This is a genomic window from Paludibaculum fermentans, from assembly GCF_015277775.1.
GTDB lineage: Bacteria > Acidobacteriota > Terriglobia > Bryobacterales > Bryobacteraceae > Paludibaculum > Paludibaculum fermentans.
The window spans coordinates 86,672-98,842 of the sequence record NZ_CP063849.1 but is presented as its reverse complement, the minus strand read 5'-3'; the positions used below and the strand labels follow the sequence as shown (position 1 = coordinate 98,842).

Below are 12,171 nucleotides of genomic sequence, written 5' to 3'. Positions count from 1 at the left end.
TCCGGTCATTTCTACCATATCAGATGCGAAAATCCTGTTACCGTCGTGCGAGAGAATGAAAGAGATGAGAATCCACTTTCTGCAGCACGTAGCCTTCGAAACTCCGGGCCTGATCGGCGAGTGGGCTGGGCAGCGCGGCCATGCCCTGACCGGCACCCGGCTGGACCTCGGCGAGCCGCTACCCGCACTGGACAGCTTCGACCTCCTCCTGGTCATGGGCGGCCCGATGAGCGTCAACGACGAAGACGTCCACGCCTGGCTTCGCCCGGAGAAGCAGTTGATCGCCGATGCCATGGCCGCCGGGAAGTTCGTCATCGGAATCTGCCTAGGTTCGCAGATGCTGGCCGGAGTTCTCGGCTCCGCCATCTATCGCAACAAAGAAAAGGAGATCGGCTGGTTCCCGGTCCATACCACCGGAGCCGGGTCCCTGTTTGAAGGCATGCCGTCCGAGTTCACCGTATTCCACTGGCACGGCGACACTTACGACATTCCCAAAGGCGCCGTCCATCTCGCCACAACCGCCGGCTGCCGATCGCAAGCCTTTGAAACGGAACGCTGCCTTGGTCTCCAGTTCCACCTGGAGATGACGGAGGGGATTATCAAGGATCTGTTGGTCCAGTGCGCCGCCGATCTCGGAGCCGGAGCCTACCAGCAGCCCGCGGACGGAATCCGTTTAGAGATGTGGCGTTTAGCCCAGACCCGAACCCTTCTCTTCGCCTTGCTAGACCGGGTGTCAAGCCGTGTTTTCGTCGTAGCATAACTCATGGGCAGCTATTTCTGCGTCGACCGCGGCAGGGCCCTGCCGCTGGGTGCGACGCGACTCGAAGACGGTGTGAACTTCGCGCTCTTTTCGAAACATTCCACCCACGCCTGGCTTTCCTTCTTTCATCCTGGCGACTCCGCACCGTATCTGGAGATAGAACTCCATCCTGAACGCGACCGCACGGGCCAGATATGGCATATCTGGATCGGCGGACTCGCGCCCGATGTCCAGTATTGCTGGCGGCTGGACATGCGGCCGAATCCCAATCCGGAGGTCCATCGCTTCGATCCGGAACGGTTCCTGCTGGACCCGTATGCACAGGTACTCGTAGGCGGCGAGCAATGGGGCATTACCGCGGAACGACGCTGTGCCCTGTCCCAGGATCATTTCGATTGGGAGATGGACCGGCCGCTGAATGTTCCACTCAGCGAATCAGTAATTTACGAGCTCCATGTGCGGGGCTTCACGCGGCACGAATCGTCTGGGGTCTCGGCCCCCGGCACCTATCTTGGCCTTACGGACAAGATTCCGTACCTGAAGCAATTGGGCGTCACCGCAGTTGAGTTGTTGCCAGTCTACGAATTCGAAGAGGCGGATACGGACCGCAGTAACCCACTGTTGGGCTCCACGCTCTTCAACCTCTGGGGCTACCAGCCCATCGCCTTCTTTGCACCCAACGCAACCTATGCCAGCGGCAAGCAGCCCGGCGCGGCCGTTCAGGAGTTCAAAGAGATGGTGAAGCGGTTTCACGCCGCCGGGCTGGAAGTGATCCTGGACGTCGTTTTCAACCACACCGCGGAAGGCGATGAGCGTGGACGAACCCATTCCTTCCGAGGCATCGACAACTCCATCTATTACCAGCTCGACGAGCGCGGCAATTACCGCAACTACTCCGGGTGCGGCAACACCTTCAACTGCAACCACCCCGTCGTGCGCAGCCTGATCTCAGATTGCCTCCACTACTGGGTGATGGAGATGCACGTGGACGGCTTCCGCTTTGACTTGGCCAGCGTGCTGGGCCGCGGACAGGACGGCAATCCCCTGGCTGATCCGCCGCTGCTGGAGCGGCTCGCCTACGATCCCATCCTTGCGAATACCAAGCTGATTGCTGAAGCCTGGGACGCCGCCGGTCTTTACCAGGTGGGCAGTTTCCCGGCCTGGGGCCGCTGGGCCGAGTGGAACGGCAAGTACCGGGACGACATCCGCCGCTTTGTGAAGAGCGACCGCGGCATGGTCCCCGCGCTCGCCTCCCGCCTCACGGGCAGTCCTGACCTCTATGCGTCCAGCGGACGCCAATCCCGCCACAGCATCAACTTTGTGACCTGCCACGACGGCTTCACCCTGGCCGACCTGGTCAGCTACAACGACAAACACAACGAAGCCAATGGCGAGCAGAACCGTGACGGCGCCAACGACAACAACAGCTGGAACTGTGGTCTGGAAGGCCCGACGAAGGACGAGTCCATCAACACCTTACGCCGCCGGCAAATGCGCAACATGGCGTCGCTGCTCCTACTCAGCGGTGGGGTCCCCATGATCCTGGCCGGCGACGAGATGGCCCGCACGCAGGGCGGCAACAACAACGCCTACTGCCAGGACAATGCCACCAGTTGGGTCGACTGGACACTCACCGAGTCCAACTCGGAGATGGTCGCCTTCTTCCGCCGAATGATCTCGTTCCGGGCCAGCCGTGATGCTTTCCGGCATATCGACTGGGGTGCCCAGGCCGGCGAACCGCACACTCGCGTCACCTTTCATGGTGTTTTCCCGCATGCGCCAGACTGGGGTCCAGACTCCCACGCGCTCGCGATTGAGCTGGAATGGGGCAGCGAACGCATCTACTTCATCGCCAACTCGTTCTGGGAGAACCTGCGCTTCCAACTGCCGCTACTCACCGATACCCGGCGCTGGACATTGGTGGAAGACACAAACCGGGACGGCCCGCGAGGCCCGAATCTGGACTCTCAGGTCTGGTACGATGCCACACCCCGCAGTGTGGTGGTGCTGGAGGCACTCTGACCAGGATCAATCCTGCCAGGGTGTGAGCATTCGAATCTGACGATAGGAGGCGATCTCTTTCTCCGTCAGGTCGGCGGGGATGATGCCCTGTTGATGCAGCTTGTGGAAGGTCGCCCGATTCATGTCCGCGGCCTGCACCCGCTCCAGCACCAGTTTCGGCCCGAAGTAGTACATATTGGAGGCTTTGTCGGACCCTGCCGGATTCTCACTTGTGCCTACCAACAGGCTGTCGCCCACGCGCATCAACTTCTCCGTGAAGTTGTAGGGGTTTGTTGCCAGATTCAGCGAGGATCGCGGAAAGAGGAGCCTCGCCTTCTCGACTGTCGGCAGGTCACTGACTATCCGCTCTTCCGGATCCGACTCGACGGACGCCCCACTGAACTTCTCGGGATCGAGAACCGTCAGGTCCGCGGCCCGGTAGCCATTGGCAATCCCGCCCAGGTAGATCGCGGACCGGCCATCGCTCTTCTGGGTCTCTATCATCAGGCAGGTAATGTGCCCGGCGTGCCAATACTCCCTCTGTGTGTTGCCGCTGATGTCCAGAAGAGAGATCAACGTCGGGGAGTGCAGCCGATGATTCGCGACCACCAGGATTCTTGACTCTTTGCGTCCCTTAATCGGAACCAGAGCCAATCGCCGCACAGTGAAGGGCCCTTTCTGGCTGACCCCATTTCGGACAACCGGTTTTCCGAAATGCCGTTTCCATAATAACTTGCCATCCGCCGAGAATAAATAGAGCTCATCATCGACGGCGCTTTCGGGATCACTTCTAAACGGCAAGAGCACTTCGCGACGTCCGTCACCGTCCACATCTGCAATCAGCCAGGAGTCAAAAGAGGGATCCCGCCGGGCATCAACCTGAAGTGGCGCGGAGGGCAGGATATACCGCCAGGCGAACACGCCCTGCTCATCATAAACGACCAGTGCCTGCCCCTCCAGCCGGCACGTATTTGGATTTGGCCTCGGGCGCAAAACCCAGAACACGCCCAGAGCGGCCATGGTGAGGCAGGCCGCCATGGCCAAGATCATGTGCGACTTGGAGCGGTCTCGCGCCTGCGGCAAATCAGGTGGCGCAGCCGATGCAGGTGCCTCAGGTGACGGCTTGCCGGTTAACCCTGTCTGCCGCCAGGCCGCTAATTCGTCAACGTAGGCGTAAAGTCTCCCCTTCGCTCCCGGCATGCGGTGGACGGGTAGCCCTCGTTCTTCTTCCCAATTCTGGACGGTGCGGACCGTAACACCAAAGAACGCCGCAATTTCCTTCCAGGAGTGCAACAGTCTCGCTTGTTCATTCTGCGAGCTCAACGAGAAAACGACCTCCGAAATTACTAAGTATCCAAGATACCAAGACTTGGCATGAATCCCCCAGGTCATGGCCGGACTATAGCCATTTCTTCGCGTTAAGAACCTTCAATGTTTCCAAACTGTGGACGGAAACAGCGTCTCCAGCTGGGAGGGACCCTGACGATTGAGACCAATACTCCCCAGCAGAGAGGAGAGGTATCACGAACGGCGCCGAGAGGCGGCCAGATTCCGGGTTTGGTGAATTTGTCAGTTCCTGGAATTACCTGGCAGCGGAATTGGCTTTCCGGACGGCTTCCATTTCCCTTCCCGTACGGCGTCGAAGAAGTCGAAGCCTTGCAGGAGCGCGGAGACTCCCACGGCGGCATGGTCGCCCGTGACGGCTTCGATGTAGTCGAACTGTTTGTAGCGCCGCTGCAGCACAAATGCCAACCGGCGCGCGGCAGTCACACCGAAGATCTCGTCCGCACCGCCCTGGATGAACAGAAGGGGCGCATCGGGCGCTTTGCTGAAATCCAGCGCCTCCAGCGGTTGGCCGCCCACTGCCAGAAGTCCCGCAAACCGGCTGGACGCACCCATTGGCACTGACATGACACCGCCGGCGCCCACGCCATGACCAGCCAGGAAGACCTGCTTCTCATCAATTGCAAAACACTCTTTCACCCGATCGATGACGTCCAGCACGTCTGCACGCGAGGCATTGGTGTAGTACTCCATCGGCCCGCGGCCGGAAGGCGCGGCCACTACATAGCCTCGCTCGGACGCGAGCTTCATCAACTGGCTGCTGCCATCCTGCGCCGGATAGCGTTCAAAGTACGAGCCTTCGTCTCCGCCGGCATCATGCAGCACGACCAGCAGCGGCCACTTCTTCGAAGCCTCATAGCCCGGCGGAACGAACAGCCGGAAAGGCAGCATTGACTGATCCTGGGGCGAGATATACGCCAACCGGATGTCGCCCTTTTTCACGGCCAGCGGGCTGTTGCCGGAAAGCAGGTCGGCCGCCATCCATTCCGCCATCGGCAGGTCCCGCCCGGGATTGATGGGATCGGTGCCGTAGTTTGGGAGCTTCGGATCGGCAAGCGTGGCGGCTACGGGCGATAGCCGGTTCGCCAATCCAGGCCCGGGTCCTTCCAGCGCCTGTGCATACAAACCGCCGGTGTACTGCACTGTCTGCACCGCCAACGCGTGAGCGGGACTCTTCAACGCGATTCCGGCGGCCGCCAGCTTGCGGCCTTGCTCAACGAGCTCGCGGATGCGTTTCTCCAGCGAAGCGCTCAGCAGCACATCGCGGAGCACCCACGCCCGGACCTTCCCCTCCGCGTCGAGCAACTGATACCTTACGCGATAAGCGCCTTCCGGCAGTCCGCTGGTACGGAGCGAAAAACTCACGGTCTCCAGATTCTGCAGCGTCTCCGCGGGTCGCTCCACCACGGTCCTGCCTTGTGTATCGATCAGCGCCACCTGAATGCGGTAAGCGTTCTTCAACGGCCGGCCGAGCACAAACCCGGGTTCCGCTCGAGCGTGCAACGTGGCGCCCGGCGCGGCGATGCGCCGGTCCACCTCAAATTGCAGCGAGGATGCCACTTCCAGCCACTCACCAGGGGGCAGATCCCGATAGACCGCCAGCGCACGCGTAAAAAGCCGCGAGCCGGCGTTCGTGTTGCCGACGCTGAGTGACTGGTAGGCAAACTGTAGCACCTCGGCCAAGTCCGGATGCGGCTTGCGGTCCTTGGCCGTGTCGCTTTGCGCAGCCTGAATCTGAGCCATCAGGAACAGGACGCTGTCCCGGTTCGCATCGACGAGGTATTGCCCCTCCAACCTCGTCCAGCTCTCGGATTTTTCGGTCAGTTGTGCGTGCAGCAGGGGCATCCAACACAGCGCCAGCCCCACGCACCAATTCCTATGCATGCAATGAATTATGCCGCAGCCCGGGCAGCCATGCACGGCTGTGCGAAACTCTACTATTAATGAAGCCGTTAGTCTCTACCGTTTTGTGCATTTTGATGGCCGTGCCGGCGTCGCCGCAGGCCGTGCCGGCCAGGCCTCTGCCGCTGACAGTCGATTCCATCATGCGCGGCCCAGGGCTCTATGGCTACCCGCCGCGCGCCATCCGTTGGTCCGGCAACGGTCAAAGAGTCTACTTCGAGTGGAAGTTGTGCACCGATCCGCTCGACAAGGATTACGACACATATGTGGTGAACCGTGACGGCTCGGGCCTCACCAAACTCAGCGAGGACGACGCGAAACTTGCCCCGCCCGCCACGGGCAGCGAGTCGAAGGACAAGAAACTGGTGGTCTACGGCGACCACGGTGATCTATTCCTCTACGACCGGACCACCGACAAGGTCCGCCAGCTCACGAAGACATCCGACGCCGAATCGAACCCACAGTTCACCCGCGACGCCCGCAAGGTCGCCTTTGTCCGCTCGGGGAATTTGTATACCCTTTCGCTGGCGGATGGTGTGCTGGAGCAACTCACGGACATCCGCCCTGCCGGAGCCACACCGGCCGCTCCAGCCGCCACGGGCCCCCGCCGCGGAGCCCAGGGAGAAGCCTCCGATGAGGAGACGAAGAAGGGCACCGACAGCCAGGAAGCGCTGAAGAAGGAAGAGCGCGAACTCCTCGATATCGTCGACCGCCGTGCCAAGAAGCGTGAGGAGAGCGAAGCCCGCCGCAAGAAGGAGAACCCGCGCAAGCCGATGAACCTCGGCCCGCGCCAGACAGCCGCCAACATCCTGCTGGCGCCGGACGAGACCTACGCCGTGGTGACCGTGACGGAACGCGCGGCCGACGCCAAAACCACCGTCGTCCCCAATTACGTCACCGAGGCCGGTTATACCGAAGACATCCCTTCCCGCACGAATGTCGGGGATACGCCCAACCGTAGCCGCATGGCGATGGTGAAGGTGGCCACCGGCGAGGTGACATGGCTGGATCACGGCCAGAAGCTGCCCGCCGATGACAAAGTCAAACCGCCAGTGAAGGAATCCGAGCGGCCCGTCACACTGCTCAACCCGCGCTGGTCCGCGGACGGGACGAAACTTGCCGTGGCCGGACGTTCCGGCGACAACAAGGACCGCTGGATCTTCGCCGCCGACACATCCACTGGCAAGCTCAACCCCATCTTCCATCTGCACGACGACGCCTGGGTAGACGGGCCAGGCAGCTTCCAACTCGGGTGGCTGCCCGACAATCACACTCTGTACTTCCAGGCAGAGATCACCGGCTGGTCGCATCTTTACACCATTGACTGGACTGGCGGCGAGCCCAAGGCGCTCACTTCCGGCAACTGGGAAGTGGAGTCCGTCGAATTGTCGAAGGACGAATCCCGGTTCGGCCTGGTGACCAGTGAGGCGAGTGTCCACGAACGCGATTTCTATTGGATGTCCGTCAACGGCGGACCAAGGACCCGCATCACATCGCAGCCCGGCGACTACGACGTCACGGTCTCACCCGACGAGCAGATGCTGGCCGTCGTACACAGCTACACCAACAAGCCGCCGGACCTTTACCTGATGGAGAATAAACCCGGCGCAGCCATGACCCGTGTCACTACCTCGCCGGCGCCTGAGTTCTCTTCCTTCCCTTGGCTCGACGCACCCATCGTCAAGGTGCCTGCCCGCGACGGAGCAGGCGTCCCGGCCCGTCTCTATCAGCCAAAGAACTGGAAGAAGGGCGGACCGGCGGTGATTTTCGTGCATGGCGCGGGCTACCTGCAGAATGTGCACCGCTGGTGGTCAAGCTACTCGCGCGAATACATGTTCCACCATCTGCTGATGGAGCGCGGCTACCTGGTGATCGACGTGGACTACCGCGGCTCCGCCGGCTACGGCCGCGACTGGCGCACAGGCATCTACCGGCACATGGGCGGCAAGGATCTCGACGACCAGGTAGATGCGGCGCGTTACATCGTGAAGGAGTTTGGTGTAGATCCCAAGCGCATCGGGCTCTATGGCGGGTCGTACGGTGGCTTCATCACCCTGATGGCGCTCTTTACGCAGCCGGATGTCTTCGCCGCGGGCGCGGCGCTGCGCCCGGTCACCGATTGGGCGCATTACAACCACGGCTACACTTCGAACATCCTGAACCTGCCGCAGAAGGACCTCGAAGCCTACAAGCAGAGTTCTCCCATCTACCACGCCGCCGGCCTGAAAGGCGCCCTGCTGATCTGTCACGGCATGGTGGACACAAATGTGCACTTCCAGGACACGGTCCGGCTGGTGCAGAAGCTGATAGAACTCCGAAAGGAGAACTGGGAGGTAGCCATGTTCCCAGTGGAGGATCACGGCTTCGTGCAGCCCACCAGTTGGGCCGACGAGTATAAGCGGATTCTGCGGTTGTTTGAAACGAATTTGAAGAAATGAGCAGGCCTCTCCACGTCAGCTTGGGAGTAGCCGTGCCCCTTCCCCGACCCCAGAGCCTCAGAAGCGGAACTTCGCTCCCAGCTGAATCACGCGCGGAGCGGTGGCACTGAGGATCCGACCGAAGGTGGGGCTGCTGATATTGCCGTTCACGACCGCAGCCCCAAAGAACTGGGCATGGTTGGACACGTTGAACGCCTCCAGGCGGAGGTCGAGCGACCGGGTCTCGGAGAGGCGGACGGTCCTCAATAGGGCCGCGTCGAAGTTCAGCATTCCGGGCCCGTAGAAGAAGCGGCGGGCTGCAGTGCCCATCGTGCCCAGGGCAGGCAGGCTGAAGAGGCTGGTGTCGAAGGCGGACCGCCCATTGCGGGGATCCGTATTGATCGCCAGATCGCCGTGACGGACATCGGGTGTGTCGAGGCCGTCGCTGTTGATTCCGTTGGGGATGGAGCCGATCAACGAAGTGTCGTTGTTGTTGAACATCGTCACCGGCAGGCCGGAACTCAGGCGCGTGATGCCGGAGAGCGACCAGCCTTCGATCCACGCATTGCGCATCCCCAGCAGTCGCGGCAGCGGCAGCATCCAGTGGTAGCTGGCCACCAGGTTGTGGCGCAGGTCAAACGCGGACACAGCCTTGCTCAGGCCGCCATTGAACGGATTGATCGACTCCGAGAGGCTCGATGACTGGTCCAGCGACTTACCGTAGGTGTAGCCGACGAGCAGATCGCCCTGCCTGCCGGTGTGCCGGAGGGAGGCCTCCAGTGCGTTGAAGTTGGAGTTGCCGATGGTTTTCTGGTGGGTGAAGCCGGCGAAGTCGGAGCTGAAGGGTCCGCGCGTGCCGCGATAGACACGTCCGTCCCTGGCGTAATAGGTGTTGTTTTCGCCGAAGGGCCCGCAGGTCGCGGTGCCGGGCATGACGTCCTCGGGCCGGCTGAGACTGACGCAAAGGCCTGCATTGCCCGGGTTGGCGGCTACGAGGACTAGCAGGTGGTGGGCCTGGGAGCCGACGTAGCTGAGGCTGAGTGTGGTGTCGCGCGCCACTTCCCTCTGCAGGGAGAACATGTAGCTGCTGGTGTAAGGCGTGACGTTCTGGTTGAAGTAGCCGGGCATGTGGGCCACCGGCAGGTAGCGCGACCAGTCGACGGAGGTGTTCGGATTCTGCGCGGAGGCTCCGGGCGTGGCGATGGACGAGGGGAAGCGCTGACCCACATTTTCGCCGGTGGCGGCGATGACGAAGGGGGTCTCGAAGAGCGGGGGTCCGAAGCTGTCGAAGTCCATGCCGTAGGGCGGATTCGCGCTCATGATACCGGCCGAGAGTCCTTCAATGGCGGTGTAGTAGAGGCCGAAACCCGCGCGGATGCTGGTCTTCTGGCCCGTGCCGAACAGGCGGCCCAGCAGGCCGTTCTCGAAGGCTGGCGCCCAAGCCAGGCCGATGCGCGGCGCGAAGTTGTTGTAACGGGTGGGGGCGAGAGTGGAAGGCACGCCAGGGTCGCCCGGGAAGACCAGGCCGTTGGGCGCGTTCGGATAGACGATGGACTGCTGGCCGAGTACGGCGGTCTGGAGCTGGTTGTACTTCTCGCTCCACGGTGGGAGAACGTCCCAGCGGAGGCCGTAGTTGAGGGTGAGGGTGGAGTGCACCTGCCAGCGGTCCTGGGCATAGAGCCCGATGTATTTGTTGCGGGGGTAGAAGTGCTTGGAGTCGCCCTGGGCGTAGACGCTGGCGATGCCGAGCAGATAGTCGGCGAAGTCGGAGCCGGTCTCGGTGCCCTGGAACATGAACGTTCCGTTGTAGGTGGCGTTTGGCGCGATGTTGATCTGGTCGAAGTGGACGTTCCCGCCGAACTTCAGGAGGTGGCGGCCGAGTACCTTGGCGTAAGTATCAGAGACCTGGAAAGTATTGTTGGCCTGACGCACGCCAGTGACGTTGACGCCGATGGTGAAGTCGTTGAAGGCGATGTTCTCGATCCCCTCGATCTCAGGTGCGAGGGCCACGATGCCGGGCTGGCCGTTCTCGTCGACGAAGCCCTGGGAGGCAAGCGTAGGTCCGACGCCGCCGACGGGCTGGCCGATGTTGTTGGCGGTACGCATGTAGCTGAGGCGGAGCTCATTGGTGGAGGTAGGGCTTAGGGTAGTGGTGAGGCCGATGGCGGCCATCTGCGCGCGGCCGAGGGACAGCGCATTAAAGCCGGGTACGTTCGCGCCGCCCTGGCCGGTGGGATAAGGATTGTCGAAGGTGTAGTCGTCTGAGAAGTAGTAGCCGGAAAGGGCGCCCCAGCGGGTATTGAAGTCGACGCGGGCGGCGCCTTTGTCATCGCGCAGCGTCTGGTCCTGGTTGGCGGTGGAGAAGATGTTCGAGCCCTGGTTGGGCAGGGGGATGTAGGAGAGCAGGTTCCTGGCCGGCGCCGACCAGATGGACTTGGGGATCTTCGCATTGGGGAAGACGCACTGCGCGGTGTTGGTGCAGCCGGCGGTGTAGTAGGGCATGCCGGGCGAGACTGCGTAGCCGAGCTTCGAGGTTAGGCGGTTGGCCCAGTACTGGCCATTGACGGTGCCGGTGAGGCGGTCTGAATTGGCGGAGAAGTCGCCTTCACGATTCTGGGGCGAGGGGACGGAGATGAGACCGGTGTCGACACCGCGGGTCATGCGGGTGCCTTGGTAGTCGATGAAGAAGAAGGCGGAGTCTTTGCGGAGGGCTCCACCGAGGGTGCCGCCGAATTGGTGGCGATCGTACTTGGCGCGAGTGGGCGCGAAGAAGTTGCGGGCGGCGAGGTTGGTATCGCGGGCGAATTCGAAGGCGCTGCCGTGTCGTTCGTTGGTACCTGACTTGGTGGTGACGACAATCTGGCCGCCGCTGTAGTTGCCGTATTCGGCGTCGAAGCTGCCGGTGAGGACGCGGAACTCCTCAATGGAGTCGAGGTTGGGCACGACGGCCGCGAACATGTTGAAGGTCTCCTGGACTGAGCTACCGTTTACGGCGAAGCCGTTGGCCGTTTCGCGCTGGCCGCTGACCGACATGTCGCCGGGATTCGAGTCTCCAGAGGGCGGCGCGCTGGCGCAGCCGGACATCATCACGGCGTTGGGCTGCTTGGCACTGACGGGGGTCACGCCGGGCTGGAGGGCGAGCAGGTCAGTATAGCTGCGGCCATTGACGGGGATGCCGGTCATCTTACTGCCGCGGATGACATCGCCCAGTTGGGTGTTGGCGGTTTCTACCTGGGCGAGGGCTTCGGTGACGACCACAACCTCGCTACGCGGGCCGATCTCGAGAGGGACATCCAGCTTGACCGCTCCGTCGGAACGGAGGTCGATGCCCGTCTGCTTGTAGGGTTTGAAGCCGGGGTGCTCAATGGTGAGTTCGTAGGTGCCAACGGGCAGTACGGGGAAGGCGTAGAAGCCGGCGTCATTGGTGAGGGTGTGCTGCACGATTCCCGTGGCGAAGTTGGTGGCACTGACCGAGACACCGGGAATGACTAAGCGGCTGCCGTCGGTGACAACGCCGGCGAGGCTGCCGCCGGTGGCCGCGGACGCAGGCAACAAGAGCATAATGGCCAGGATGAAAGTGAGCGCGCGAGTAATTGATAGTAGCTTGCAGTTAGGATTGACAGCACGGACGGACGGACAATTGCGATGGCTCGGATCGGGGCCGGGAGACACGGCCCGCAATGAGTTATATAGGTATTCAGGCTCCATAATCTGAAATTATCGTACATGCAACTGAGTTGCATGTCA

General features: G+C 61.9%; 6 protein-coding genes. 3 read left to right on the top strand and 3 right to left on the bottom strand.

The features are described 5' to 3' along the window. The first annotated feature begins 64 nt into the window (after positions 1 to 64). On the top strand, positions 65 to 760 hold the full coding sequence (locus tag IRI77_RS00345; RefSeq protein WP_194450111.1) for a type 1 glutamine amidotransferase: 696 nt from the start codon (positions 65 to 67) through the stop codon (positions 758 to 760). A gap of 3 nt (positions 761 to 763) precedes the next feature. After that, the gene (gene glgX, locus IRI77_RS00340; RefSeq protein WP_194450110.1) at positions 764 to 2,782 is read left to right on the top strand and encodes a glycogen debranching protein GlgX; all 2,019 of its coding nucleotides are present in this window, start codon (positions 764 to 766) and stop codon (positions 2,780 to 2,782) included. Between the two features lie 6 nt (positions 2,783 to 2,788). Here the strand turns inward: glgX and IRI77_RS00335 are convergent, their stop codons facing one another. Together IRI77_RS00335 and IRI77_RS00330 are read right to left on the bottom strand one after the other, a co-directional pair. After that, complete coding sequence (locus IRI77_RS00335; protein ID WP_194450109.1) at positions 2,789 to 4,153, bottom strand: MerR family transcriptional regulator; 1,365 nt, start codon at positions 4,151 to 4,153, stop codon at positions 2,789 to 2,791. A gap of 177 nt (positions 4,154 to 4,330) precedes the next feature. Then, entirely contained in the window at positions 4,331 to 5,989 is a 1,659-nt protein-coding gene (locus IRI77_RS00330; RefSeq protein WP_194450108.1) for a hypothetical protein, read from the bottom strand. A 59-nt stretch (positions 5,990 to 6,048) separates the two neighbouring features. On the opposite strand from IRI77_RS00330, the gene IRI77_RS00325 reads away from it, so the two are divergent. Then, a complete protein-coding gene (locus tag IRI77_RS00325; protein ID WP_194450107.1) occupies positions 6,049 to 8,445 on the top strand; it encodes a prolyl oligopeptidase family serine peptidase in 2,397 nt (798 codons plus the stop codon). Positions 8,446 to 8,502: 57 nt separating this feature from the next. On the opposite strand, the gene IRI77_RS00320 is transcribed toward IRI77_RS00325, so the two are convergent. After that, positions 8,503 to 11,985 (bottom strand): TonB-dependent receptor, encoded by a 3,483-nt coding sequence (locus IRI77_RS00320; protein ID WP_407674025.1) that lies wholly within the window; start codon positions 11,983 to 11,985, stop codon positions 8,503 to 8,505. Positions 11,986 to 12,171: the final 186 nt, after the last annotated feature.

Coding starts and splice junctions, on each gene's coding strand:
- IRI77_RS00345 (WP_194450111.1), top strand. CDS start 65: ATGAGAATCCACTTTCTGCAGCACGTAGCCTTCGAAACTCCGGGCCTG.
- glgX (WP_194450110.1), top strand. CDS start 764: ATGGGCAGCTATTTCTGCGTCGACCGCGGCAGGGCCCTGCCGCTGGGT.
- IRI77_RS00335 (WP_194450109.1), bottom strand. CDS start 4,153: ATGACCTGGGGGATTCATGCCAAGTCTTGGTATCTTGGATACTTAGTA.
- IRI77_RS00330 (WP_194450108.1), bottom strand. CDS start 5,989: ATGCATAGGAATTGGTGCGTGGGGCTGGCGCTGTGTTGGATGCCCCTG.
- IRI77_RS00325 (WP_194450107.1), top strand. CDS start 6,049: ATGAAGCCGTTAGTCTCTACCGTTTTGTGCATTTTGATGGCCGTGCCG.
- IRI77_RS00320 (WP_407674025.1), bottom strand. CDS start 11,985: ATGCTCTTGTTGCCTGCGTCCGCGGCCACCGGCGGCAGCCTCGCCGGC.